This is a genomic window from Streptomyces sp. NPDC017979, from assembly GCF_044328175.1.
In the GTDB taxonomy this organism is placed as follows: Bacteria; Actinomycetota; Actinomycetes; order Streptomycetales; family Streptomycetaceae; genus Streptomyces.
The window spans coordinates 159,811-184,366 of record NZ_JBIRGU010000004.1 but is presented as its reverse complement, the minus strand read 5'-3'; the positions used below and the strand labels follow the sequence as shown (position 1 = coordinate 184,366).

20 protein-coding genes are annotated in these 24,556 nt (G+C 73.7%); 10 read left to right on the top strand and 10 right to left on the bottom strand.

Annotated features, from left to right (window positions below; translation table 11 throughout):
- The first annotated feature begins 54 nt into the window (after positions 1-54).
- Both ACH4E8_RS13730 and ACH4E8_RS13725 read left to right on the top strand, forming a co-directional pair.
- Positions 55-1,494, top strand: a complete 1,440-nt coding sequence (locus tag ACH4E8_RS13730) for an SWIM zinc finger family protein (RefSeq protein WP_398447608.1) — start codon at positions 55-57, stop codon at positions 1,492-1,494.
- Positions 1,491-4,259: a DUF6493 family protein gene (locus tag ACH4E8_RS13725; RefSeq protein WP_398447606.1), complete on the top strand. Its 2,769-nt coding sequence runs from the start codon at positions 1,491-1,493 to the stop codon at positions 4,257-4,259. The genes ACH4E8_RS13730 and ACH4E8_RS13725 overlap by 4 nt, the downstream gene beginning before the upstream one ends.
- A 134-nt stretch (positions 4,260-4,393) precedes the next feature.
- On the opposite strand, the gene ACH4E8_RS13720 is transcribed toward ACH4E8_RS13725, so the two are convergent.
- The 6 genes from ACH4E8_RS13720 to ACH4E8_RS13695 form a co-directional block, all read right to left on the bottom strand.
- Positions 4,394-4,759 (bottom strand): cupin domain-containing protein, encoded by a 366-nt coding sequence (locus tag ACH4E8_RS13720; RefSeq protein ID WP_398447604.1) that lies wholly within the window; start codon positions 4,757-4,759, stop codon positions 4,394-4,396.
- 84 nt (positions 4,760-4,843) lie between these two features.
- Positions 4,844-6,271, bottom strand: a complete 1,428-nt coding sequence (locus tag ACH4E8_RS13715) for a GntP family permease (RefSeq protein ID WP_398447602.1) — start codon at positions 6,269-6,271, stop codon at positions 4,844-4,846.
- Positions 6,272-6,424: 153 nt separating this feature from the next.
- Positions 6,425-7,552: a glycerate kinase gene (locus ACH4E8_RS13710; RefSeq protein ID WP_398447600.1), complete on the bottom strand. Its 1,128-nt coding sequence runs from the start codon at positions 7,550-7,552 to the stop codon at positions 6,425-6,427.
- A gap of 192 nt (positions 7,553-7,744) precedes the next feature.
- On the bottom strand, positions 7,745-8,812 hold the full coding sequence (locus ACH4E8_RS13705) for a CdaR family transcriptional regulator (protein WP_398447598.1): 1,068 nt from the start codon (positions 8,810-8,812) through the stop codon (positions 7,745-7,747).
- 41 nt (positions 8,813-8,853) lie between these two features.
- The gene (locus ACH4E8_RS13700; protein WP_398447596.1) at positions 8,854-10,047 is read right to left on the bottom strand and encodes a M20 family metallopeptidase; all 1,194 of its coding nucleotides are present in this window, start codon (positions 10,045-10,047) and stop codon (positions 8,854-8,856) included.
- Positions 10,048-10,104: 57 nt separating this feature from the next.
- Positions 10,105-11,658, bottom strand: a complete 1,554-nt coding sequence (locus tag ACH4E8_RS13695; protein ID WP_398447594.1) for an AbgT family transporter — start codon at positions 11,656-11,658, stop codon at positions 10,105-10,107.
- A 115-nt stretch (positions 11,659-11,773) separates the two neighbouring features.
- Between ACH4E8_RS13695 and ACH4E8_RS13690 the strand changes: the two genes are divergently transcribed.
- The 5 genes from ACH4E8_RS13690 (at position 11,774) to ACH4E8_RS13670 (ending at position 18,624) form a co-directional block, all read left to right on the top strand.
- Complete coding sequence (locus tag ACH4E8_RS13690; protein ID WP_398447592.1) at positions 11,774-12,805, top strand: Lrp/AsnC family transcriptional regulator; 1,032 nt, start codon at positions 11,774-11,776, stop codon at positions 12,803-12,805.
- A gap of 113 nt (positions 12,806-12,918) precedes the next feature.
- Positions 12,919-13,644 carry a DJ-1/PfpI family protein gene (locus ACH4E8_RS13685; RefSeq protein ID WP_398447590.1) on the top strand — a complete coding sequence of 242 codons (726 nt, stop codon included), beginning with the start codon at positions 12,919-12,921 and terminating at the stop codon, positions 13,642-13,644.
- A gap of 179 nt (positions 13,645-13,823) precedes the next feature.
- Positions 13,824-17,171 carry a S8 family peptidase gene (locus tag ACH4E8_RS13680; protein ID WP_398447588.1) on the top strand — a complete coding sequence of 1,116 codons (3,348 nt, stop codon included), beginning with the start codon at positions 13,824-13,826 and terminating at the stop codon, positions 17,169-17,171.
- Between the two features lie 126 nt (positions 17,172-17,297).
- Positions 17,298-17,687: a BlaI/MecI/CopY family transcriptional regulator gene (locus ACH4E8_RS13675; protein WP_398447587.1), complete on the top strand. Its 390-nt coding sequence runs from the start codon at positions 17,298-17,300 to the stop codon at positions 17,685-17,687.
- Between the two features lie 7 nt (positions 17,688-17,694).
- A complete protein-coding gene (locus ACH4E8_RS13670; RefSeq protein WP_398447585.1) occupies positions 17,695-18,624 on the top strand; it encodes a M56 family metallopeptidase in 930 nt (309 codons plus the stop codon).
- A gap of 179 nt (positions 18,625-18,803) precedes the next feature.
- Here ACH4E8_RS13670 and ACH4E8_RS13665 read toward each other — a convergent pair whose 3' ends face one another.
- Positions 18,804-19,826 carry a sporulation protein gene (locus tag ACH4E8_RS13665; RefSeq protein WP_398447583.1) on the bottom strand — a complete coding sequence of 341 codons (1,023 nt, stop codon included), beginning with the start codon at positions 19,824-19,826 and terminating at the stop codon, positions 18,804-18,806.
- A 380-nt stretch (positions 19,827-20,206) separates the two neighbouring features.
- Between ACH4E8_RS13665 and ACH4E8_RS13660 the strand changes: the two genes are divergently transcribed.
- Positions 20,207-20,611: a (2Fe-2S) ferredoxin domain-containing protein gene (locus ACH4E8_RS13660; protein WP_398447581.1), complete on the top strand. Its 405-nt coding sequence runs from the start codon at positions 20,207-20,209 to the stop codon at positions 20,609-20,611.
- Here ACH4E8_RS13660 and ACH4E8_RS13655 read toward each other — a convergent pair.
- The gene (locus ACH4E8_RS13655; protein WP_398447579.1) at positions 20,571-21,857 is read right to left on the bottom strand and encodes an MFS transporter; all 1,287 of its coding nucleotides are present in this window, start codon (positions 21,855-21,857) and stop codon (positions 20,571-20,573) included. The genes ACH4E8_RS13660 and ACH4E8_RS13655 overlap by 41 nt on opposite strands.
- 95 nt (positions 21,858-21,952) lie before the next feature.
- Here ACH4E8_RS13655 and ACH4E8_RS13650 point away from each other — a divergent pair, with 95 nt between their 5' ends.
- Positions 21,953-22,405 carry a winged helix-turn-helix transcriptional regulator gene (locus ACH4E8_RS13650; protein WP_398447577.1) on the top strand — a complete coding sequence of 151 codons (453 nt, stop codon included), beginning with the start codon at positions 21,953-21,955 and terminating at the stop codon, positions 22,403-22,405.
- Positions 22,406-22,537: 132 nt separating this feature from the next.
- Here ACH4E8_RS13650 and ACH4E8_RS13645 read toward each other — a convergent pair whose 3' ends face one another.
- Positions 22,538-23,236, bottom strand: a complete 699-nt coding sequence (locus ACH4E8_RS13645) for an NAD(P)-dependent oxidoreductase (RefSeq protein WP_398447575.1) — start codon at positions 23,234-23,236, stop codon at positions 22,538-22,540.
- Between the two features lie 101 nt (positions 23,237-23,337).
- Here ACH4E8_RS13645 and ACH4E8_RS13640 point away from each other — a divergent pair, with 101 nt between their 5' ends.
- The gene (locus ACH4E8_RS13640; RefSeq protein WP_398447573.1) at positions 23,338-24,015 is read left to right on the top strand and encodes a TetR/AcrR family transcriptional regulator; all 678 of its coding nucleotides are present in this window, start codon (positions 23,338-23,340) and stop codon (positions 24,013-24,015) included.
- Positions 24,016-24,049: 34 nt separating this feature from the next.
- Here ACH4E8_RS13640 and ACH4E8_RS13635 read toward each other — a convergent pair whose 3' ends face one another.
- Positions 24,050-24,460, bottom strand: coding sequence for a hypothetical protein (locus tag ACH4E8_RS13635; protein WP_398447571.1), 411 nt, complete (start codon positions 24,458-24,460; stop codon positions 24,050-24,052).
- Positions 24,461-24,556 lie beyond the last annotated feature (96 nt).

The following is a 24,556-nucleotide window of genomic DNA, read 5'->3' as shown; positions in this document are numbered from 1 at the left end:
GAAGTTTCCCTCGGTCGGGGGCCGTTGTCAGTGGCGGGTCCTACGGTCTGGCCCATGACGCGAACAACGCAGGCGCTCGCCTACGCCCGCTCCTCCGCCCTGGAGTCCCGGGCGGACGGCAGCCTCCTCGGCCTGGAGACCTCCGGAGGGCTCACTCCGACCGGAGCCGAGGCCCACCCCACCTTCTTCTCCGGCTTCCTGGCTGCACCGCAGGCCGCGGCCCGCGCCCTGCTGGCCGTCGCCGACGTGGCCGCCGCGCGCTACACGGACCCCACGCCGCGGCCCCTGCTGGACCCGGTGGTGACGGGCAACGGCGACCGGCTGCGGTTCGAGTCCTTCTCCGGCTGCTGTGGGGTGTACGCCCGCCTCGACGTGCTGCGCGACGGCCTCGACGGCGCCGAGACCGGGCACGGCACCACCAACGTGGACGTGAACAACCCGCTGCGCGAGGCGCTCTCCCGGATGACCGGGGACAGCCCGATGCACCTGCGGGTGGGCCCCGACGAGTTGGCGGTCACCACCGAGGACGGGCCGGTCGTGGAGAAGAAGGTCCCGCTGCCGGACCGCTGGCTGCGCGGGTTCGCCGAGGCGCAGGTCGCCACCGCCGGCTTCGACCTGCGCGCCGAGCTGACCGGCCTGGAGGCGGTGCGCTTCCTGCGCACCCTGCCCCGCACGACCGGCCGCGCCTCGCGGAACGCGACCTGGATGGTCCCCACCGGCCGTACCCTGCGGCCGACCACCCGGCCCACCGACGGCGCGGTGCGACTCCCCGGCCCCGAGCGGCTGACCGCGCTGCACCGGGTGTTGCGGCACGCCACCGCCCTCCGGGTGTACGCCCCCGCCGGCACCGGCCACGACCGCACCCCGTCCGCCTGGGAGGTGGAGCTGCCGGGGATGCGGCTGACGCTGACCCTGTCGCCGGACACCGCCCGCGGCTTCTCGGGCGAGGGCGGGGTCCTGGAGGCGCTGGCGACCGAGGAGGCCGCCGGGGACGCGGAGTTGATCTCGGTGCTGCTCGCCTGGGAGCCGACGATCGACCCGACGGAGCTGGCGGAGCGCTCCGGGCTGCCCGTCGGGCGCGTCCGGGCCGCGCTGGTGCGGCTCGGCACCGCCGGCCGGGTGGGCTACGACGTCGCGGACGCCGCGTACTTCCACCGCGAACTGCCCTACGACGCCGGACGCACCGAGAAGCACAACCCCCGGCTGGTGAACGCCCGCGAACTGGTCGCGACCGGCGCGGTCCGCCTCGGCGCCGGCGGCGAGCCGGCTTCGGTCACCTCCGGCGACCGGACCTACCGGGTGGGGGAGCGCGCCGGGCGACTGTGGTGCACCTGCCCCTGGTGGGCCGAGCACCAGGGCGGACGGGGGCCCTGCAAGCACGCGCTGGCGGTACGCATCGCCCGACGCGGCGCCACCGCCCCACCGGACGCCGCCGCCAGGGCCACCGCGTCCACCGGTGCGACCGGCATCGACACGGCGGGAGGCGCCAGATGAACGAGGTGATGGACGCCGTCCGCGGCCACCGGCTGCAGGAGCTGGTGAAACTGCTCGCGCCGCTCACGCCCGCCGAGCGCAAGGAACTGCTGCACGAGCTCAAAACCCTGAGGAACGAACAGCGCAACAGCGACTGGGAGAACTGGGAGGCGTGGAAGAAGCGCGGGAAGATCAGCATGGCGCTGCTGGTCGCGGGCGCCGCCTGCCACCCCGGCGCCGCCGCCGCTGCCGCCTGGATCGGCGCCCGTGACCTGCGGTTGCCCCGTGGCCCGGCCCAAATGCCGGTGCTGCCGCCGCTGGTGCAAGCGCTTTCCGAGCGGGACCCGGCCTGGCTCGCGGACCTGGCCCATCGACTGGCGGCCCGCGCCTCCACCGGCGAGGAGGACTACGCCCTGATCCGCGAGTTGGTGGACCTCGCCGGCTGCCCGGTGCCCACCAGCGACGCCTACGTCCGCGGCTGGGCCGCCCATCTGACGCAGCGCCGACTGCTGATGCGCGGGATCCAGCAGGAGCCGGAGGTCGCCGTCCTGGTGCGCCGGCTGTTCGAGCTGCCCGAAATACCGCCGGACGTACTGGACCTCGCCGAGCCCGACAAGCCGCACCACTGGCCGCAGGCGCTGACCCGGCTTGCCGAGTGCGGCGCGATGGCCCGCCCTGAGCTGGTGGACCACTGCGTCGCCCGACTGCTGCGCGGCGGCAGGCCGCAGGACCTGCGGTTCGCCCTCGCCGTGCTCAGGCAACTCGCCCTCACCCCCGAAGAGGAGGCCGCCCGCATCCCCGACTGGATGGGCATGGCCGCCGACGGCGTCCCCCAGGTCGCCGCCCACGCCCAAGGCGTGCTGGGCCGGCTCGCGCTCGACGGCCGGCTCCCGGACGCCACCTTGGCCGAGGCGTGCGACTCGGTGTTCTTCCGGCCCGAGAAGAAGCTCGTCCGCGACCAGCTCATCCTGCTGGGCAAGGTGCTCACCGCCCGGGCGCGGGCCAAGGACGGGGACGGCCTCAGCACCCTGCTGCCGTCGGTGGGCGGGGCGTTCGGCCACGCGGACGCATCCGCGCAGGAGCGGGCCCTGAAGCTGGTCGCCCGCCATCTGCCCGCCGTCGACACGGCCGCCCGACAGGCGCTCGCGGAAGCCGCGCTGCTCCTCGGCACGGTCCACCGGCAGACCGCGGCGGAGCTGCTCGGCACCCCGCTCGCCGAGGAGTCCACGGCGTACGAGGCACAGACGCTGCCCGCCGTCCCCGCCCGCCGCCGCGCCCAAGCCCCCGCGTCCTCCGTGCCCGAGCTGGTCTCCGAACTGGTGGCCGCCGTCGCCGCACAGCCGACCCCCGTCGTCTTCGAACGGGCCCTGGACGGACTGGTCCGCCTGGCGCACCAGGACCGGCAACTGCTCGTCGCCGCCGTGCGCGAGACCTTCGACGACGAGTGGTGGTTCAGCAGCCCGGGCCGCGGCAACCCCCTCCCGTACGGAGTGACGGGCCTGCGGGAAGTGCTGGCCGCGGGCGTCGGGACCATCCCGCTGGAGACGGTCCGCAAGGCCCACGCCAAGAGCACCGCGTCCGACGTCTGCCCGATCAACGGCATGGGCGCGATCCTGCGCGGCCGGCTCGCCGAAGCGGCCTGGCGGCTGCGCACCGACCCGCTGCCGCTGCTGCTCGCCACTCCGACCTGGGAGACCGGGGCGCTCGACGCCCAAGTGCTGGTGGAGCGCCTGCGCGAGTACCAAAGCCTCGGGGCCCGGCCCGAGCCCATGGACTTCACCCAGGCCCTGCTGCGCGTCGCACCCGGCAGCGGAGGCCCGGCCGCGAAGGAAGCCGCGCTCCTGGGCACCGACGAAGGCGACCGGCTCGCGACCTGGCTGGACGACACCTGGCCGGAGCTGGTCGCGCTGCGCCATCCCGAAGGCGCCCCCGACAGCGCCGAGCAGAAGCCGGCCCCGTCGGACCAGCAGCACCCGACGGCCGGGCTGTTGGAGCAGACCGCGCGCAGCGCCCGCGCCCTGGCGGACCGCGCCCGGGAGCTGCTGACGGCCCGACGGCTGCTGCCCCCGCACGCCCGCTGGCTCGCCCGGCCCGTCGACACCGGCCACCAGCACTCGTACCGCTGCCCCGACGGCCAGTACGACTTCACCCAGCTCACCCCGGGCTGGGTGGCGACCCTGCCGCACCACCGCGACGCGGTCGCCGCCTGGGTGCTCGCCCTGCTGGACCACCTGCGCACCCGGGGCGCCGGCCGCTGGGAGTGGCGCGGCCTGATGGGCTCCCTGCCGCTGCTCGCCGAAGGCGAGGGCGAGGGCCCGGCCGGCCCGGCGCTGCACCGCGCGGTGGCGACCGGTCTGGGCGCGCCCGACCAGGAAGTGCGGTTGGCCGCCGTCGACACCCTGCTGACGCTCGCCGCACGCCGGCAGCTCGATGCACCGCTGCTGGGCCGCCTCGTCGGCGAGGAAGTCGTCCACGGCGGGCTCAAGCCCAACCGGCTCGCCGACGCCGCCCGCACCGCCGCGGCCACCGGGGCGCACGAGACCACCTGGGCGGTCCTCGCGGCGACCCTGCCCGCGCTGCTGCCGGTCCGGCCGCCCGTGCGGGCCCTCGGGGAGTTGCTGGAAGTGGCGGCCGACTGCGCGGAGCGCTGCGCACCCGGTGCGACGCAGGAGGTCCCGGCGGCCCTGCCCGCAGCGCTCGCCGAGGTGGCGGCCCAGCGCGGTTCGTCAGCCCGGGTCACCCAGGCAACCCGCCTCCTGAATGCGGTACGCCGCCTCGCCGCCTGACCCCCGGCCCCGCGGGCTTGCCCGCAAGGTCCTGCGTGCGGTCGCCCCGGCGGGTGTGTCTCAAGGCGCAGCAGTGCGCGCCCTACGACCACGCGCCGGGGCGGCCTTCCAGCTCCAGCTCAGGCCACGGCCGCTCACGCGGGCTTCGCGTAGTCGCCGTACCCGGTCCAGTCGATCACCACGCAGGGTTCGTCGCCCTCCACCCAGGCGTCGTGCCCGGACGGAATCTCGACGAAGTCGCCCGGTCCCGCCTCGGCGCTCTCCCCGTCGTCCATGACCACCTTCATGCGGCCGCTCACCACGTAACCGGTGTGGGCCGACTGACAACTGTCGGTTCCCGCCAGCGGTTTGACGTGCTCCGACCAGCGCCAGCCGGTCTCGAACACGGCCCGGCCGACGGGGCCGCCGGCCGTGTTCAGCACGTCCAGCTTGCCCTTGTCGGCTTCGAAGGGTCGCGTCTCGTCGGCAGCGGCGAAGTTCCGGATCACCAGCCCAGCCATGGTCACTCGCCTCCCGGCCAGGAAACCCCCGAGTCCGTCTCCAGCCTAGTCCGGTACCCGGGGGCTCGCCGTAGCGCCGCGGCCCTACAGCACCACCGCGCCCAGCGCGAGGACGAAGGCGAGCGCCGTGAGGCCCTGGACGAGGGTGGCGGCGGTCTGCGCGCGGTAGGCGGTCTTCACGTCCATGCCGGAGAACTGGGAGACGACCCAGAAGTACGAGTCGTTCACATGGCTCACGACCATCGCGCCGGCGCCGATCGCGAGTACGGCCATGACCTGGCCGATCGGTATGGAGCCCATGGTGCCGTCGAGCCCGAGCGCCGGCAGCAGGGGCTGGGCCAGGGTGGAGGTGATGATCAGCGCGGCGGTGCTGCTGCCCTGCGCGGTCTTCAGCAGCGCCGCGAGCCCGAAGAGGACCAGCAGCGCGGTGACGCCGCTGACCGCGGAGCCGTCGCCGATCAGCGAGGCGATGTAGTCGGCGATCGGGGTGCCCTTGATCACCGCGCCGAACGCGCCGCCGGCGCCGGTGATGACCAGGATGGGCGCCGCGTCCACCAACCCCTCGGCGACCCAGGTGGTCAGGGCCTTGGCGTCGCGCTTCGGCGGCAGCAGGGCCAGCGCCAGCAGGACGCCGATGAGCAGGGCGTTCACCGGGTTGCCCAGGTCGGTGAGGAAGGCGCCGAAGGCGCCGTCGACGAGGGTGCCGCCGCCGGCCGGGAAGGCGGCGACGGAGCCGATCGCCATCAGCACGATCGGGACCAGGATCGGCGCCAGGGCACTGCCCATCGAGGGCAGCCGCTCGAACTGCGCCTTGTACTCGTCGAAGGTCTGGCGCGCGTCCGGCAGCTTGCTCTCCAGGTTGCCGGTGCGACGCAGCGCCCACACCAGGCCCGCGATCGCGGCGACGAGGGAGACCGGGATGCTGAAGAGGATGACCCAGATCAGGCCGTCGGAGCCGATGCCGACGTTGCCCGCGGCGGCTATCGGGCCGGGCGTCGGGGGCACGAAGGTGTGCGACGCGTACAGGCCGGTGGCCAGGGCGGTGCCGAGGACGACGGGGTTCTTGCCGGTCTTGCGGGCGATCGAGCGCTGGAGCGGGGAGAGCACGACGTAACCGGAGTCGCAGAAGACGGGCACCGAGACGACCCAGCCCATCAGGGACATGGCGAGCGCCGGATGGCGTTTGCCGACGACCTTGAGGACCCCCTCGGCGAGGGTGACGGCCGCGCCCGTGCGCTCCAGCACCTTGCCGATGATGGTGCCGAAGAGGATCACCAGACCGATGCTCGCGAGGATCGAGCCGAAGCCCTCGGCGATGGTGCCGGCGAGGTTGTCGACGAACTTCTGGTCGGCACCGGTGGCGGCGCCCACGCCCATCGCCAGCAGTCCGAAGACGTACGTGGACAGCACGATGGCGAGGAAGGGGTGCAGACGGAACCGTCCGCACAGCAGGATGATCAGCCCGATGCTCGCGGCCAGGGCGGCGAGCAGGGCGGGACCGGCGGTGCTCATGGGACTCCTAGCGGGGTGGGACGGCGTGCCCGGGCCGTGGGCCGGTACGGCACGGGCACGGAGGGGGACGGGCGTACACGGGGCTGTGTACGGGGGACGGGGGTGCGGTGGAGGCGGTGCGGGAGTTCGCCCGGCGGACCGGGCAGGGACAACTCAGCCGATGCGCAGCCGTACGACTTGTTCCGCCGTCTGCGTCAGCAGTTCGGCGGCCGATGCGGTCATGGCGTCGAGGGTGCGCGGGCCGTCTGCGATGCTGAACGCCGCGGTGAGGCCCGACGCGTACAACTCGGTCAGGGGCGGGACGACTTGACCGGCGAGCGCCACCGCGGGGACGCCCCGGGCCGCGGCGAGCGCGGCGACGTGGGAGACGACCTTGCCGTCGGCGCTCTGTCGATCGAGCCGTCCCTCCCCGGTCAGCACCAGGTCGGCGCCGGCCAGGGCGGCGGGCAGGCCGACGCTGCGGGCGACGAGTTCGCAGCCGGGCTGGGCGGTGGCGTCGAGGACGGCGAGCATGCCGCCGCAGGTGCCGCCGGCCGCGCCGGCGCCGGGCAGGTGGTGCACGACGGTGCCGAGTTGTTCGGCGAGGACGTCCGCGAGCCGGGCCAGGCCCCGTTCGAGTCGGTGGATATCGGCCGGGCCCGCGCCCTTCTGGGGGCCGAAGACGGCCGCGGCGCCGCGCGGGCCGATCAGCGGGTTCGTCACGTCGCAGGCGATGCCGAACCGGGTGGCGCGCACCTCGGCGGGCACCTGTGAGAAGTCCACCCGGGCGAGGTCGGCGAGGGCGCCGCCGCCGGGCGGCAGTTCGTCGCCGTCGGCGTCGAGGAACCGCACGCCGAGGGCGCGCAGCAGCCCCGTGCCACCGTCGGTGCTGGCGCTGCCGCCGACGCAGACGAGCACGGAGCGGGCGCCCCGGTCGATGGCGTCGGCGATGAGCTGGCCGGTGCCCGCGGTGTCCGCGCGCAGCGGGTCGAGCCGTGCCGGGTCGAGCAGCGGCAGCCCGGAGGCCGAGGCGAGTTCGACGACGGCGGAGGACGCGTCGGGGGCGAGCAGATAGCGGGCGGCGACCGGGGCGCCGAGCGGACCGCTGACGGAGAGCCGGACTTCCGAGCCGCCGGTGACGGCACCGATGCAGTCGAGCGTGCCCTCGCCGCCGTCCGCCATCGGCACGCGGACGACTTCGGCCCCTGGTAGGGCACGGAGCACACCGGCCTCCATCGCGGCACAGACGTCCGCGGCGGACAGGCTGCCCTTGAAGGAGTCGGGAGCGAGGACGACACGCACAGGAAGTGCACCTTTTCCGGAGAAGGGGGTGAAGGGGCGTGATAACGGGCTCTCGATGAGCCGTGTCGGCACTCTAGGCGCTTGCGCCACCGGCGAATACTGGCCCGGTGAACGGATTTCGCCCGCTGTTCACCACCCGTATTTATGCACCGCGCACAATCGCCCATGGAACTTTCCGGGAGGGGCGCTGGCTCAGTCGATGTCGCACAGGTGCAGCGCGACCTGGAGTGCCACGGCGTCCTGGAAGACCCGGGGGTCCTTGCCGGTCAGCTCGGTGATCCGGCGCAGCCGGTAGGCGAGGGTGTTGCGGTGCACCCGGAGCCGTTCGGCGGACTCGGCGGCGTTGCAGTCGCTGGCGAAGTAGACGCGCAGGGTGCGGCGGAGTTCGGTGGAGAGCGGGCCGAGGACGCGCTCGGCGGCGGCGGTGCGGACCTCGGGGTCGAGCCGGGCGAGCAGTACGGGGAGCTCGACGTCGGCGAGGCGTACGGCCCCGGTGAAGCTGCGGCGCACGGCGAAGCGCGCCCGGCCCGCCTGCTGCAACAGGGCCGTGAAGTCGTCCGCGGGCCCGGCTTCGAGGAACCCCGCCGCCCGGTCCGCCTCGCACAGCCGGGCCAGCCGGTGGCGCAGTGCGACGGAGGTGGCGCCACCGGTCACCGCCCAGACCGTGCCGTGTGCGTCGGGTGCGATCAGCGCGGAGCGCTCGTCCAGCTCCAGCAGCCGGTACGGCTCCCTGGGCTCGTCCGCGGTGGCGAGGGCCTCGGCGCGCACGGCGAAGAGCGTGTACGGCGCTTCGACCCGGCAGCCGCCGAGCTGCTGCCCCTGGCGCCAGCCCTCCTCGGTGAGCCGGTCCGCCAGCAGGTCGCGCAGCACCTGCCGGCGGACCTGGTGGCGCCAGCCGACCTCGCCCGCGAAGGTCTCCCGCATCACCATCAGCTCGGCGAGCCGGGCGACGGCCCGGGCGATCTCGCCGACCTCCGCGGGCTCGCCCCGCACCCCGACGACGCCGACGAGCCGCCCCTCCACCCGTAGCGGAAGGTTCACGCCCGCCCGGGTGCCGTCGAGCGCGCTGGCCGCCTCCCGGGTCAGCGACAGGGGCTCGCCGGTGCGCAGCACCCGCAGCGCGCCCTCGTGCACGCTGCCCAGTCGGGTGCGGTCGCTGCTGGCGACGATGACGCCGCGCTCGTCCATGATGTTCACGCTGACCCCGAGACGGGTCACGACGTCGTCGACGATCGACTGGGCCACGGCATCCACGAGCATGTCCGGAATATAGCCCCGTGGCCCCCGGGCGTGCGGTTGCGTCAACCCGCCGTGGCCGGGCCCGTCAGCGGCGTCGCCAGCCGGCCGAGCACCCCGGCGACCAGGGCGGTCTGGGTGGGCACGGTGTCGGGGTAGATGAACTCGCCCTGGGCGTGCGCGCCGTTGCCGACGGCGCCCAGCCCGCACAGCACGGGCAGCCCGAGGGCAGCGACGAAGTTGGCGTCGCTGGCGCCGCCGACGGCGGTGTGGGACAGGGTGCGGCCCTGCTCGCGGGCGACGTCGCGGGCCAGGTCGAGCAGGGGCGCGGAGGCCGCGCCCAGGGTCATCGGCGGCCGGTTCCAGGCGTGGTCGATCTCGATGCGGACGCGCGGGTCGGTGACCGCGATGGCGTCCAGCGCCTCGTCCACGCGGGCCTGCTCGGCCGAGCTGCTGACCCGGATGTCGAGGCTCGCGGTGGCCCGGCCGGCGACCACGTTGGTGGCGGAGCCGCCCTGGATGAGTCCGGTGTTGACCGTGGTGCCCTGGGCGGGCGCCGCGACGGCGGCCGCGGCGACCACGAACTCCGACAGCGCGGTGATGGCGCTCGCCCCGTCCTGCGGTGCGAGCCCGGCGTGCGCCTCGATCCCGGTCGCCGTGACCCGGAAGATCCCGGAACCCTTGCGGGCGGTCTTCACCGCGCCGTGGGCGCTCGGCTCCAGGACGAGCGTGGCGTCGACCCGTCGGGCCACGTCCTCGATCACCGGCCGCGACGCCAGGGAGCCGATCTCCTCGTCACCGTTGAAGAGGAAGGTGACGGTGGGTACCGGCGCGCCGGACTCCCGGGCCAGCTTGAGCGCCCAGACGCCCTGGACCAGCCCGGTCTTCATGTCGAAGATGCCCGGGCCGCTGAGCTTGGCCCGGCCGTCGTCGCCCGGTTCCGGGTGCTGCCACCCGGCGAGGGTGCCGGTCGGCCACACGGTGTCGTAGTGGCCCACCAGCGCGACGTGCCCGGGGCCGGTGCCCGGGTACGTCAGCGTGAGGGTGTCGCCGTACTCGCCGCCCGGGTGGCGCTGTTCGCGCCCGGGCGGGCCGAGCCGGTGGACGGTCAACTCGCGCAGCAGGTCGAGGCCGGCGGCGAGCCGGGACAGGTCGTAGCTGCCGGTCTCGTGGTTCACGAGGGTGAGCACGTCGGCGACGGTCTCCGCCGACGCCTTTTGGGCGCGGGCGGTGAGTTCGGCTGCGGGTACGGCGGTCATGGTCTGCCTTCTCGTACGGGACGCGGAATGCGCGGAATGTGCGGTGGTGAGCGGGGGTCAGCTGATGCCGAACGGGATGCCGAGCAGGTACCAGGCGACGAAGAACGCCATCCAGGCGACCCAGACGACGGCGGCGATCGGGATCGTGAAGGAGGCCAGGGTGCCTATGCCCGCGGACTTGCGGTACTGCTGGATGAAGCCCAGCGCCATCACGAAGTACGGACTCATCGGGGTCACGCAGTTGGTGACGGAGTCGGCGACCCGGTAGACGGCCTGGGTGGTCTCCGGCTCGATGCCGATCAGCATCAGCATGGGGATGAGCACCGGCGCGGCCAGCGCCCACAGTGCGGATCCGCTGGTGATGACGAGGTTCATCACGGTGATCAGCACGGCGATGCCGACCAGCACCGTCCACCCCTGGAGGTCCAGGGCGCGCAGCGTCTCGGCGCCCTTGACGGCGAGGATGTCCCCGATGTTCGTCCACTTGAAGTAGGCGAGGAACTGGGAGATCGCGAAGAAGAGGACGAGGATCGGCGCCATCGACTTGGTGCCCTCGACCATCGCCCCGATGATGTCGCGGGCGGCGGTGAAGGTGCCGGTCATCCGTCCGTAGACGGTGCCGACCACGGCGAAGAACAGCCCGAGGACGAGCGCCATCCCGCCGATCACGGGGGAGTTCACGATCCCGCCGCCCTCACCGCGCAGCGGTGACGACACGGGCACCATCGCCGCCACCAGCAGGGCGACGAAGCCGAGCGCGACCAGCCCGGTGGCGCGCAGCGCGCGCCGCTGCTGCGCGGTGACCTCGATCGCCTCCCGCTCCTCGGCGTCCGGCGCGGTCACCGGCTCGTCGGGCTCCAGGTCCGCGCGGCGGGCGATGACCTTGTCGACGACGAGGGTGATCGCGAGGGCCACCAGGACCGAGGAGCCGATGCCGAAGAAGTAGTTGCCGACCGGGGTGACGACGTAGTCGGCGTCGATGGTCTGGGCGGCGGCGGTCGAGATGCCCGACAGCAGGACGTCGGTGGTGGTCAGGGACGGGGAGGCGTTGTACCCGGCGGAGATCGAGACGTACGCCACGATGCAGCCCAGCACCGGGCTGCGGCCCGCCGCGCGGAAGATCAGCGCGCCGATCGGGACGAGCGTGAAGTACGCGGCGTCCCCCGCGACATGGCTGACCATGGCCGTCAGCGACAGGGCGAAGGTGAGGTACTTGCCCGGCACCCGCTCGACCATGCGGCGCAGCAGGGCGGAGAACAGCCCGCTCTTCTCGGCCACGACGATGCCGAACATCACGGTGAGGATGGTGGCCAGCGGCGGGAAGGCCGCGAAGTTGTCCACCGCCCCCTCGATGGCCATGGTCAGGCCCTCGTGGCTGAGCAGGCTCTGCACCGCGATGGTCTCGCCCTTGCCGGGGTGCACGGCGCTGACGTCGACGGCCGCGAGCACGGCGCTGAGGACGGCGACGACCCCCGCGAGGATCCAGAACAGCCAGAACGGGTGGGGGAGTTTGTTGCCGACCTTCTCGATCGCCGCGAACAGCCGGAACGCGGTGCGCAGGGCTCTCGACTGCGGCTCGGTCGGCCGAGGCTCGGCGGAGGTGACGCTCATCGGTACCTCTTCGTACAAGGGAAGGATGTTCCTGCGAACAATGGCATCCGAATGAGAGATTCTCCAGTCCCAGTAGATAACAGTGGGATTAACTGGCGGGCTAAGGTAAGGCGCCATGACCCGCCCTCTCCTCGACGAGCTCGACCGACGTCTCATCGGCGCGCTGCATCTGGCACCCCGGGCCACCTGGGACGACCTGGGCGGGATCCTGGCCGCCGACGCCAGCACGCTCAAACGCCGTTACGACCGGCTCCACGAGGCCCGGATGGTCCGGGTCATCGGCCAGGCCGACTGGGGCGTGCACTCCACGGCGATGCCCGTGCACGTCTTCCTCGACATCAGCGGCGACACCCCGCTCGCCGTCCTGCACCGCCTGCGCGAACTTCCGCACCTCCAACTCATGGCGCAGATCTCCGGCGACTACCCCCTGTACGCCGTCGTCCACGCCCCCTCCGAGGCGGAGACCAGCCGGGCCATCGACCGGATGTTCTCCGTCCGCGGGGTCCGCCGCGTCAACGCCCTGCCCGCCCTCAGCACCCTGCGCCGCGGCATCACCTGGGACCCCCAGTCCCTCACCGACGCCGAACGCGACGACCTGCTGCACCTCGTCGGCGCGCGCCCCGAGGCCACCGCGACCGCCACCGCCACGCCCCCGGCCAAGCCGCTCGGCGACGCGGACCGCACCGTCGTCGCCCTGCTCCTCCAGGACGGCCGCGCCTCCGCCGCGAGCATCGGACGGGCCGCCGGCCTCGCCACCTCCACCGCCCACCGCGTCGTCCGCCGGGTCCTGGACGAGGGCTGGGTCAGACCGCGCCTGGAAGTCGTGCCGGAGTGGCTCGGCTTCGAGACCCCCTTCATGCTCCGGCTGCGCGTCGCCCCGGGCGACACCCCCGACGTGATGCGCCGCATCGACCGACTTCCCCAGACGCGCCTGGTCGCCCACGTCGCCAGCGACCTGTCCGTCCTCGCCACCGCCCTGGTCGCCGACCGCTCCGCGGTGGCGCACTTCGTCGACCACGAGTTGGCCGCCATCCCCGGCATCCTCGCCGTCAGCGTCGACGTGATGCTCGCCGTACCCCGCCGCTACTGGCTCGATCGCGACCTCGTTGCCGGCCTCGGCGAGTTCCACGCCCCCGCGCTGCTCTGAGCCGCCTCCTCCGGTCGCGGCCGGGAATCGTCGCGACGCGTCGGGGCCGGCCGTGGAACTTCCGACCGCACCCCACCGACTCCTGTGGTGAAGCCGACGAACAGGAGAGGCCCATGGACCGCAGGAACGTGCTCCGCGCCACCACCGCCCTCGGGGTCGCGGGGGCGGTGCCGGGCGTCGCCACCGCAGCCCGCGCGGCGCAACCGGAAGGGCGGGGGCGTTCCGGCCCACTACGGGTGCAGGTCGTGATGTTCGACGGGGTGGAGGAACTCGACTTCGCCGCGCCCTTCGAAGTCTTCGCCGCCGCCGGGCACTTCACGGACCGGAAGGTCGACGTCCGCTACGTCAGCGCCACCGGCCCCGGCACGTTCCGCGCCGCCTACGGGACGCAGGTGAGCGTCGCGCACGGCTGGTCGCCCCGGGACGCGGACGTCCTGGTGGTGCCCGGCGGCGGCTACGGGCGCCGGGACAGCCCCGGCGTGGGGGCGGAGATCCGCCGCGGCGTCCTTCCGCGCGCGCTGGCTTCGGCCGTACGCGACGGCCTGACCGTCGCCGCCGTCTGCACCGGCACCATGCTGCTCTCCGCCGCCGGACTGACGAAGGGCCGCCCCTGCACCACGCACCACCGGGTCCGGGCCGACCTGGAGCGCGAGGGCGGCGTGCTCAAGGACGCCCGGGTGGTGGACGACGGCGACCTGGTGACGGCGGGCGGCATCACCTCCGGCCTGGAACTCGCCCTCTGGCTCGTCCGGCGCGAACTCGGCGCCGATGCGGCCCTCGGCATCGAGGCGATGTTGGAGTACGAGGCCCGCGGCACCGTGTGGGTGCCCGCCGAGTAGCGGTACTCGCCCCCGTTGCGAATGGGGCGGACGTGGCAACCGGTTCTGGAGGGGCGAGATTCAGCCAACGCGTCACGTGGCGACAACGCCAACTCCCGATGATCACTCTCACTCTTCGGGAGTGGGAAGCGGGGCCACCCCCGGCAGCGCGTCGACCACCCCGCCGAGCAGGGAGCCACTTGTTCTCCAGCAAACGTCAGCGCCGTGGCGCGGGGACCGCCGCCGCGGTCCTCACGGCCACGGCGCTCGTCGCCGGACTGACCACCACGACCTCCTTCGCCAACACCGGCGCGAGCACCCCCGCAGGGGAGACCGAGCGCACCGCCGCCGGGCTCCGGTGGGTCACCCTGATCACCGGGGACCGCGTCGGGGTGGACGCCCGGGGCAAGGCCGTCACGGTCGACCGGGCCGAGGGCCGCCAGAAGATACCCGTGCACAGTTGGACCGAGAAGGGCCGTACCTACGTCGTCCCCGCCGACGCCGAACGGCTCCTCGCCCGGGGCACCCTCGACCGCCGCCTCTTCGACGTCACCGGACTCAGCACGCCCGAGAGCCTGCGGTCCTACGGCAAGGGCCTCAAGGCGATCGTCGCGTACAAGGGCGCCTCAGGGGCCGCCGCCCGGGCGGAGGTGCGCGGTGACGCGGAGGTGCGGCGGACGCTGCCGTCGCTGAACGCGGACGCCGTGACCGTCCCGGAGCGGAATCCGGGAGCGCTGTGGGACGCCCTCACCCGTACCGCCGGGGCGGCTGACGCCCGTACGGCGCGGGCCGTCCCGGGCGTCGAGCGCGTCTGGTTGGACGCGGTGCGCACCGCCTCGCTCGACAAGAGCACGGCCCAGATCGGTACCCCCACGGCGTGGCAGGCCGGGTACGACGGGACGGGCGTCACCATCGCCGTCCTCGACACCGGTGTGGACGAGACCCACGAAGACCTGAAGGGCAAGGTCGTCGGGTCGCAGAACTTCTCCGACTCGCCCGACGCCAAGGACCGCGACGGGCACGGCACCCACGTCGCCTCGACCGCCGCGGGCACCGGCGCCCGCTCGGGCGGTGCGCACAAGGGCGTCGCGCCCGGCGCGAAAGTCCTGAACGCCAAGGTGCTCGACGACTCCGGCGTGGGCATCGACTCGCAGATCCTCGCCGGCATGAACTGGGCCGTGGCGCAGGGCGCGGACATCGTCAACATGAGCCTCGGCATGCCCGACACCCCCGAACTGGACCCGCTGGAGGCCCTGGTCAACAAGCTGACCAAGGAGAAGGGCGTCCTGTTCGCCGTCGCCGCCGGCAACAGCGGACCGTCCGCCCGTTCGATCGACTCCCCGGGCAGCGCGGACGCGGCCCTCACCGTCGGGGCCGTGGACGACACCGACAAGGTGGACGATCGCTCCTCGGCCGGGCCGAGGAGCGGTGACGGCGCGGTCAAGCCGGACGTCACCGCGCCCGGCATGGACGTCACCGCGGCCTCGGCCCCCGGCAGCGCCGCCGCGCAGCAGCACGGCGAGAACCCGCCCGGCTACGTCACCCTCTCCGGCACCTCCATGGCCGCACCGCACGCCGCGGGCGCCGCCGCCCTGCTCAAGCAGCGCAATCCCACCTGGACGGGCGAGCGCATCAAGTCCGTGCTCACCGCCTCCGCCAAGGACGGCGGCCACGGCGTCTTCCGGCAGGGCACCGGCCGGCTCGCCGTCGACACCGCCCTGACGCAGACCGTGGTCGCCGACGAGCCCACCGTCACCTTCGGTCGGCAGCAGTGGCCGCACACCGACGACCGGCCCCTCACCAAGGAGATCACCTACCGCAACCTCGGGGACCGGGACGTCGCGCTGGACCTGACGGTCCGCGGCTTCGACCCGAAGGGCGGGCCCGCCCCGGCCGGCTTCTTCGCCCTGGGCGTCGACCGGGTCACCGTGCCCGCCGGCGGCACCGCTGCCGTCCCCGTGACGGTGGACACCCGGATCGGCGGCTCCAACGACGGCGCCTACTCCGCGTCCGTCGTCGCGACCGGCGGTGGCCAGAACGTGCGCACCACGGCCGCGGTGGAACGGGAGGCCGAGTCGTACGACCTGACGCTCAACCACACCGGCTCGGACGGGAATCCCAGCAGGGACTTCGTCAGCCGCATCACCCAACTCTCCGGCGCGGACCACGTCCCCAGCTTCTACGCCGAGGGCAAGAGCACCGCGACGTACCGGCTGCCGAAGGGCGACTACGTCCTGGACGCGAGGCGTTCCGTCCCGTCCCCCGCGGGCGAGTCGTCGGACTGGCTGACCCACCCCAAGCTGGCGCTGACGAAGAACACCACCGTCGAGGTCGACGCCCGGCTCGCCAAGCCCGTGCGGATGAGCATCCCGGACAGCAGGGCCGCGATGACCGGCGCCTACCGGACGCTCTCCGTCGACACCGGCGCGGAGCCCTACGAAGCCTCCCGGAGCGTCGGGTCCTTCGACGGCCTGCGCACGGCGCAGCTCGGCCCCGAGCGGCCCACCGGCGCCGCGCTCACGGAGTCCTTCCTCGCCCAGTGGGAACGAGGCGCCTCGACCCAGTACAACGGCGCCGCGGGCGGGCGGGTCGAACGGCTCTCCACCGGGCACACCACGGCGTTCACGTCCGCCGACTTCGCGAAGGTCTCCGCGACCGCGGGCACCTCGGTGCCGGGCAAGAAGGCGCTCTCCACGGCGGTGAGCACCGTCGACGACTACCACTTCGACTCCGTGTCCCCGTTCGACGTGCCCGGCACCCGGACCCATCACCTGGCCACGGCCGGGAAGACCAACACCTGGTCCCTGCGGGTGGCACAGCTCGACGCCGACGGGGTCGAAGAGACGGTCCACACCTCGCCGGTGCGCGACCACCGCCCGGGCGGCAGCCACCGCGTGACCTTCGGCACCGCAGTCCACTCCCCGCTGATGCACGAGAGGGCCGGCGTCACCAGGAGCGAGGACGTCCTCATCGGCGCCATGTCGCTCTTCTCCGACGGCAGGGGCAACATCGGCGAATCCGTGTACTCCTCGGCGCGGACCGTGCTCCACCGGGGCAGCACCAAGATCGAGGAGAACACGAATCCGCTGGACGGCATGGCCGGATTCGCCGTCGGCGCGGACGACGCCGAGTACACCCTGACGACCTCGGTGCAGCGCGACCCGTCCGTCTCCGCGGTCGGCACCCGCATCGACGGCTCCTGGACCTTCCGCAGCGCCCGGCCGCCGGCGGGTGAGCCCGTCCGGATCCCGCTCTCCACCGTCCGCTTCGACGCCAAGGTCGCGCTCGACGGCACCGTCCCCGCGGGCCGTACGGCGACCTTCCCGGTGACCGTCCAGGGGCCGGCGGCCGGCTCCGGCCTGAAGTCCCTCGCCGTGTCCGTGTCGTACGACGGCGGCACCACCTGGAAGCAGGTGCCCGTGAAGAAGGGCAAGGTCACGATCGAGAGCCCCGCGAAGGGCAAGTCCCTGGCGCTGCGGGGCCAGGTCGCCGACCGGCACGGCGGCAAGGCGAGCGTGACCGTGTACGACGCGTACCTCGGCAAGTAACCGACGGGGAACGCCCTCCGGCGGCTCGAACGCCAGCCCGTGGCCAGCCGTCCACCGCTCGGGTGGGCGGCTGACTACGATGAAGGGTCCCGCCGGGTGCGCGGGGCGCGGCCGGAGGGAGACGAGGTGGGGGAGCAGGAGCGTCCGCGGCGACGCGGTCAGGGCGAGCTGGAGGCCGAGGTGCTGGCGGTGCTTCAGGCGGCGCCGGGCCCGCAGAGCACGGCGTGGGTGCAGGAACGGCTGGGCGGATCCCTCGCCTACACCACCGTGATCACCATCCTCACCCGGCTGCTCGCCAAGGGCGCGGTGACGCGGGAGAAGTCGGGCCGGTCCTTCGTGTGGACCCCGGCCGCGGACGAGGCCGGGCTCGCGGCGCTGCGGATGCGGCGCGTGCTGGACGGGGAGAGCGACCGGGAGGCGGTGCTCGCCCGGTTCGTGACCGCGCTGGCGCCCGATGACGAGCAGGTGCTGCGGGCGCTGTTGGAGCGTGCCGGGGAAGCGCAACCCGAGGGATAGGGGCGTCATGGGGGTCTTCGTCTTCCTGCCGCTGGTGCTGCCCCTGACGGCGTGGCCGATCGCCCGCCTCGCCGAGCAGCATCTGCACCCCAGGTCGGCGACCTGGCTGCTGACGGCGGTCGCCGGGGTGCTCGCGGTGTGCAGCACGCTCTGCCTCGCACTGCTGATGGTGGTCGGCACGGCGCAACTCCCCGGCAATCCGCTGCCGGACGGCTGGTCCGACCCCGAGGTGCGCGCGGCGGTGCCCTACGACGAGGTCGCGGGCCGGGTCGCGATTCCCGCGCTGATCGCCGTGCTCGCGGCGTGCGGCCGGGCGGCGTGGCACCACCACCGGGTGCGCGGCCGGGCCCGGCGCGCCCTGGAGGGGCTGCCTCCCACGTCGGTCGCGGTGCTGGACGACACCGTGCCGTACGCCTACGCCCTGCCCGGCGGGCGCGGGCGGATCGTCGTCACCACCGGGATGCTCGCCGGGCTGAACGCGGGGGAGCGGCGCGCCCTGTTCGCCCACGAGCGGGCGCATCTGGCGCGCCGGCACCACCGGTTCGTGCTGACGGTGCAACTCGCGGCGCGCGCCAACCCGTTCCTGCGTCCGCTGCTGACCACCGTGGCGTACACGACGGAGCGGTGGGCGGACGAGGAGGCGGCCACCGCCGTCGGCAGCCGGCGGACGGTGGCGCTGGCGATCGGCAGGTCCGCGTTGATCTCGCGCGGCGGGCCGGGCGCGGCGCTCGCGGGCTTCGCGGTGGAGGGGCCGGTGCCGCGCCGGGTCGCCGCCCTGCTGGGGCCGGCCCCGGCCGGCGGGTTCTGGCCGTCGGTCTTCACCACCGTGGGCCTGGCCACCTGGGGAGCCGCGGCGGGCACCACCGCTTCGGCGCTGTCCTCGGCGAACTCCGCCGTCACGCTCTTCCTGATCCTGCGTGCGGCGACCCCGGTGTGAGGGGTCTGCGTTTCTGGACCGGCCGGCCGGGTGCCGGGCGGGGTGCTGGTCCGTCGCCAGCACCCCTTTTCCGTCGGCCGTGGGTCAGCCGCGGGTCCTGATGCGTACGAGGACGGTCGTACGGGTGGGCCGCGCGGGCGCCCTGCACGGAGCGGGCGCTCGGGTGGGGGGATTCACTTCTACTCCTCGTCGCCTTCCATGAAGTCGCCTACCTCGTCGACGACTTCGGCCGCGACGAGGCCGCCGGCGACGCCGACCGCGAGGCCGGCCGCGCCCGCGGCGACCACGGTGCCGGTGCTGGGGCCGGAACGCTGGTGCCCGCCGTGGTGCCCGTCATGTGCGCCGTGGGAGCCGTGGGAGTGGTGCCCGTCGTGCCCGTGGCTCGCGTAGGGGGCGCCGTGCTCGTACGGCGCCGGAACGGTGTGGTGGCCGTGCGTGGCGATCAGCTGCCGGAGCCAGGCGTCGACGACCTCCTTCCAGTCGCGGTGGGGCACGCCGTCGTGACTGACGACGTGCCGGTTGATCGCGTCGTGGCCGGCGGAGAAGAACCCGCCGGGCTTGTCGGCCTCCAGGACGACCTCCATGCCGCCGGGGTTGGCGAGGAAGGTCACCTCCAACTCCCGCATGGCGTGGGCGTACTGCGGGCCGGGCGTGAGCTCGATCTCCTGGTAGAAGGGCAGGCGCTGCCCGGTGCCGCCGATGCGGCCGTACTCGAGGTCGGCGGAGCGGAAGCCGAAGCCGAGCTGGCCCAGCGCTTCCAGCACGGCCTCCTGCGCCGGCAGCGGGCGCACCATGAGCTGGTCCAGGTCGCCCTTGTCCTTGGCGCCGGACACCGCCAGTTCGGTGCGCACCCCCAGCACGATGCCGAGCGGCTGCCCGTACAGCTCGGTGATCGGGGTCTCCCACGGCACGGTGAGGCCGAAGGGGACGCTGCGCTGCTCGCCGGCGGCCAGCCGGAAGCCGCCGCCGACGGTGAAGCGGTCGAAGGCGACCGTGCCTTCGCTCTCGCCTCCGTCGTGTTCGACCTCGACGCGGGCGAGGAGTTCCAGGGAGACCTGGTCGATGTCGAAGTCGGCTTCGCCGCCCTTCAGTTCGACCTGTCCGGTCAAGATGGCGCCGGGCAGCACCGCGCCCGGATGGAGGACCGTGTCCACCTTGGGTCCGCCCACGCCGAGCGAGCCAAGCAGCCTTTTGAACACCATCAGGCGTTCACTCCTTCGTCGTTCTGTTCCGGGATGCCCGGTGGTAGGTAGGGAGGGACGGTGCGCGTCGGTGCCGTCGTCGACGTCGGAGCGCGCGACGGCCACCCGCGCATCTTCTACATGCGTGTAGAAGTGTAGGGCGGGTGCGGCCCGTTGAGGACCAACCTCACCCATTGAGGGGGAAGGTGACGCAAACACGCCGTCGGCCGGGGCCCGGACGAGCCGAACGGCGGGAGGGGGGCGATCAGTTTCCGCCGCGCGGTGGGCGGCTGCGTCCGAGGCGTGGTGCCGCGCCGGACGCGCAGGTCATACGATCATCGTCGGACCATCAGCCCGTGCCCTGAGGCCGCGGTGCCCGACCAGCCTGCCGAGGAGACCGAGTGAGCAAGCGCTCGCGCCGTGCCGCACCCGCGCCGGGGGCCGTGCGGCCCACCGTCACCGTGTGTCGGGGCTGCTGCTGCGGCAGCCCGAAGATAGCCGGGGTCGACCACGCCGCCCAACTGCGCGAGCTGCGCACCGAGTTGGCGGGTCGGGCCACCGTTCGGGTGACCGACTGCATCGACGCCTGCGACCAGGCCAACGTGATCGTCGTCCAGCCGTCCGCCGAGGGGCGCAGGGCCGGCGGTCGGCCGGTGTGGCTCGGCCTCGTCAACGACGCCGACGCCACCGGGGACATCAAGGCGTGGATCGAGGACGGCGGGCCCGGTCTCGCCGACCCGCCCGCCGTCCTCGACCTCTACTCCTTCACTCCGTCCCGTCGGGTGCGCGCCGAACTCCCCGAGTAGCCGGACCCGGCCCCGCTTCCGCCCCGACGAACGCCCACAGCGCCAGCCCGATGCCGCTGAAGGCGGCGCCCAGCACGCACACCGCGCCCCAGCCGGCCGCCGTGTAGAGGGCGGTCGCGGCGATGGCGCCGGTGGCGCTGCCGATCGCGTAGCAGACCATGTAGCCGCCGATCAGCCGGCTGCCGGCGGCCGGGTGCAGCGCGTAGATCAGGGCCTGGTTGGTGACGTGCACCGCCTGCACGGCGAGGTCCAGCAGCACCACCCCGACGAACAGCGGCCAGAGCGAACTGCGGGTGAAGGCCAGCGGCAGCCACGAGACGGCGAGCAGCGCCAGCGCGACGCCGGTGGTCCGGTGGGAGTGCCCGCGGTCGTTCAGCCGGCCCGCGGCGGTCGCGGCCAGCGCGCCGACGACGCCGACCAACCCCAGCGCCCCGATCGCGCTGTGCGACAGGGAGTGCGGCGCCTCGCTGAGCGGGAGGGCGACGCTGCTCCACAGGGTGCTGAACGAGGCGAAGACCAGCAGCCCGTACAGCGCCCGCAGCCGCAGCAGTCGTTCCTGGGCGAACAAGGTGACCGTGGAGCGCAGGAGTCGTCCGTAGCGCAGCGGCGCCGACGGCGTCCCGCTCGGGCGCGGCAGCACCCGGTGCAGGACCAGGGCGAGCAGCGCGGTCAGCGCAGCCGATGCGAGGTAGACCGTGCGCCAGCCCGAGAGGTCGGCGATCAGGCCGGACGCGGTGCGGGCGAGCAGGATGCCGACGACCACGCCGCTGGTGACGAGACCGACGGCCCGGCCGCGTTCGGCGGGCGCCGCCAGCGACGCCGCGAAGGCCACCAGGGTCTGCGTGACGACGGCGAGGAGCCCCGTCGCGGCCATGCCCGCGAGCAGGACCGCCGCGGTGGGCGCGGCGGCGACCACGGTCAGCGCCGCCACCAGGAGCAGCAGTTGCACCACGACGAGTCGTCTGCGGTCGACCACGTCGCCCAGCGGTACGAGGAAGAAAAGCCCCAGCCCGTATCCGACGTGCGTGAGGGTGACGACGCTGCCGACGAGGGCCGGGCTCATGGCGAGGTCGTCGCCCATGGTCACCAGCAGCGGCTGGGAGAAGTACACGTTGGCCACCGCGGCGGCGCAGGCGACCGCGAACAGCACGACGACGCCTCGGGACAGGGCGAAGGCGGTGTCCGGCCCGGCCCCGCCCCCTTCGCTCTCGGGTCGCCGCGCCACGACCCCGCACTCGCCTGCCATCGGCCGCCCCCGTCCATCTAGTTTCAACTTGCTACCGGTGGTGACGGTAACCTTGTCGGTGGCATGTTGCAACCAAAGGGGAAGTGAGGGGCGCCGTGGTGACCAGGACGCGCTTCGACGACAGTGAATGTCCCGTCGCCCGCTCGGTCGACGCGATCGGCGACTGGTGGTCGCTGCTGATCGTCCGGGACGCCTTCGACGGCAGTCGGCGCTTCGGGGAGTTCCAACGCAGCCTCGGGGTGGCGAAGAACATCCTCGCCGCGCGTCTGCGCACGCTGGTCGCGGGCGGTGTTCTGGAGTCCGTCCCCGCGTCGGACGGCAGCGCCTACCGCGAGTACGCGCTCACCCCGAAGGGCGAGGCGCTCTTCCCCGTCGTCGTCGCGCTGCGGCAGTGGGGCGAGGAGCACTTCTTCGACCCCGGCGAGCCCCACTCGCAGTTGGTCGACCGTGCGCAGGGGCGACCCCTGCGCGCCCTCGAAGTCCGCTCGGCCGACGGTCGACTGCTGGCGCCCGACGACACCGCGGTCCACAAGCTGTCCGCCCCGTGAAGCCCCGCGGGTGTTCTCGTGCGGCCGGACGGAGCCGCCGTTTCCCTGCGCGACGAGCCCGCCACCGGGCCACAGGTGCCCGCGATGCCGCTCGTCGTACGGCGGGGTCGCGCGGGACTCCACGGGTGCGTCCTAAGACGCGTGGGCCAGCGCGCTCGGGGTGAGGCGGCCGACGATGGCCGGGGCCTCCTGGACGAGGGCGTCGTCAGTGAGCGCTGCCACCATGAACAGCGCGTAGTCCACCCGGCGCGTCAGATTGCTGGCCAGCACCGCATCGCCCACGTGTCGGCTCCACACCGGCAGCCCCTGGCTCTCGCCCTCCTCCAGCGTGCTGCCGCGCACCACGGTCCAGCGGGTGTCGCTGGCGAACACCCGACGGCACGCCTCCACCTGGTCGTCGATCTCCACGGCCCGCACCAGCTTGCCCAGCACGGCCGAGACCCGCAGCGCCGCGGTGAACGTGCGCGAGTAGTGGTCCTTGCCGTCGCGCGTGATGTGCCAGCCGCAGGAGAAGACCAGGCGGGCGTCGGGTGCGGCGTGGTCCAGTACGGCCTGCGCCGTCCCCGACGAGTACTGCTGCACGCCCCAGGGCACCAGCACCGTCAGCACGCCGTCGCAGCCGTCCACCGCGCGCCGGATGACCTCCGGGTCGTTCGTGGGCCCCGGCACCACCGTGATCCGGTCCTCGAACGCGGCGAGCTTCGGCACGCTCCGCTCCCGGCACACCCCGACGACCTCGTAGCCGCGTTCCAGCGCGTGCCGGACCATGTACTGCCCGAGCTTCCCCGAAGCCCCGACGACGCAGACCTTCTTCCCGCGGTCCCTGCTCATGGCGCAGCCCCTTCCCGAGGGCGTCCACCCTCAGCCTTATGGTGTAAGGCAAGGTAGCCTTATGCTGTAAGGCAGTCAACGGGAACGACGGAGGGGGACGGATGCCCCAGGCAGGCAAGGGGCGGCGCCGCGCGTCCGCGCGCACGCCGCTCAGCCGGGACGGCGTGATCCGCACGGCGATGGCGGTGGCCGACGAGAAGGGCCTCGCAGCGCTCAGCATGCGGGCGATCGCCGAACCGCTGGGCGTCGAGGCGATGTCGCTGTACCACCACGTCGGCGGCCGGGAGGACGTGCTCGACGGCATGGTGGACGCGGTCTTCGCCGAGATCGAGCTGCCGCCGCGGGACACGGACTGGAAGCGCGCCGTGCGCCACCGCACGGTCTCCGCGCGCGCCGTGCTCCTACGGCACCCGTGGGCCGTCGCCCTGATGGACTCCCGCAGCCGCCCCGGCCCCGCGACCCTGCGCCACCACGACGCCGTCATCGGCACGCTGCGCGGGGGAGGCTTCTCCGTCGCGATGACCGCGCACGCGGTCTCGCTGATCGACGCCTACGTGTACGGCTTCGTGGTCCAGGAGCTGAGCCTGCCGTTCGGCGCCCCGGGGGAGTTGGAGGAGGCGGCGGACGCGATCGTGCGGGAACTGCCCGCCGACGCCTATCCCCACCTCACGGAACTCGCCACCGAACACGCGCTCAAGCCCGGCTACGACCACGCCGACGAGTTCGACTTCGGCCTCGACCTGATCCTCGACGCCCTGCGGCCCGACGAGGCGGCCTGAGCGGAGCAGGCGGAGCAGCCGCGACCGCCCCGGGTCAGCCGGAGCCGCCGTAGGGCGTGATGCGGCGGTACGCGGCCCGGGCGTGCAGCACGCGCCCGGCGACCGTGCCCACGACGGTCGCGGCCAGCAGGCACAGCATCCAGCCGGGATCCCGGTTCCCGGCCCAGGAGATCTCGCCCGTCGGCTCGGTGCCGAGCACGTTCAGACAGGACCAGCACAACAGCGCGGTCCCGGGGGCGGCGAGAAATTTGCCGCGCATGCCCAGCAGCGCCGCCATCAGCGAGAGCGCCACCAGGGCCAGGCCCGTCCGGTCGAGCACGCCGAGCGCGTCGAGGAGGGCGACGAGGGCGAACGCGCCGCCGTACGCGGCGGCCCACACGAGGGGCGTCGCCCACGGCTCGGGGACCGGTCGCACCTCTCGACCCACCCAACGCCACTCCACCATCGCCGGCTCCCTCCCGCACGCCGCCCCGAGCGGCCCGGGAAGAACTTACCGCCCGGCGCGGCGGCGTACGGCCCACTTCTCGGCCGTACGCCGACC

Excerpts from the sequence above, each read along its gene's own strand:
- ACH4E8_RS13730 (WP_398447608.1), top strand. The coding sequence starts at position 55 with ATGACGCGAACAACGCAGGCGCTCGCCTACGCCCGCTCCTCCGCCCTG.
- ACH4E8_RS13725 (WP_398447606.1), top strand. The coding sequence starts at position 1,491 with ATGAACGAGGTGATGGACGCCGTCCGCGGCCACCGGCTGCAGGAGCTG.
- ACH4E8_RS13720 (WP_398447604.1), bottom strand. The coding sequence starts at position 4,759 with ATGGCTGGGCTGGTGATCCGGAACTTCGCCGCTGCCGACGAGACGCGA.
- ACH4E8_RS13715 (WP_398447602.1), bottom strand. The coding sequence starts at position 6,271 with ATGAGCACCGCCGGTCCCGCCCTGCTCGCCGCCCTGGCCGCGAGCATC.
- ACH4E8_RS13705 (WP_398447598.1), bottom strand. The coding sequence starts at position 8,812 with ATGCTCGTGGATGCCGTGGCCCAGTCGATCGTCGACGACGTCGTGACC.
- ACH4E8_RS13700 (WP_398447596.1), bottom strand. The coding sequence starts at position 10,047 with ATGACCGCCGTACCCGCAGCCGAACTCACCGCCCGCGCCCAAAAGGCG.
- ACH4E8_RS13695 (WP_398447594.1), bottom strand. The coding sequence starts at position 11,658 with ATGAGCGTCACCTCCGCCGAGCCTCGGCCGACCGAGCCGCAGTCGAGA.
- ACH4E8_RS13690 (WP_398447592.1), top strand. The coding sequence starts at position 11,774 with ATGACCCGCCCTCTCCTCGACGAGCTCGACCGACGTCTCATCGGCGCG.
- ACH4E8_RS13685 (WP_398447590.1), top strand. The coding sequence starts at position 12,919 with ATGGACCGCAGGAACGTGCTCCGCGCCACCACCGCCCTCGGGGTCGCG.
- ACH4E8_RS13670 (WP_398447585.1), top strand. The coding sequence starts at position 17,695 with ATGGGGGTCTTCGTCTTCCTGCCGCTGGTGCTGCCCCTGACGGCGTGG.
- ACH4E8_RS13665 (WP_398447583.1), bottom strand. The coding sequence starts at position 19,826 with ATGGTGTTCAAAAGGCTGCTTGGCTCGCTCGGCGTGGGCGGACCCAAG.
- ACH4E8_RS13655 (WP_398447579.1), bottom strand. The coding sequence starts at position 21,857 with ATGGCAGGCGAGTGCGGGGTCGTGGCGCGGCGACCCGAGAGCGAAGGG.
- ACH4E8_RS13645 (WP_398447575.1), bottom strand. The coding sequence starts at position 23,236 with ATGAGCAGGGACCGCGGGAAGAAGGTCTGCGTCGTCGGGGCTTCGGGG.
- ACH4E8_RS13640 (WP_398447573.1), top strand. The coding sequence starts at position 23,338 with ATGCCCCAGGCAGGCAAGGGGCGGCGCCGCGCGTCCGCGCGCACGCCG.
- ACH4E8_RS13635 (WP_398447571.1), bottom strand. The coding sequence starts at position 24,460 with ATGGTGGAGTGGCGTTGGGTGGGTCGAGAGGTGCGACCGGTCCCCGAG.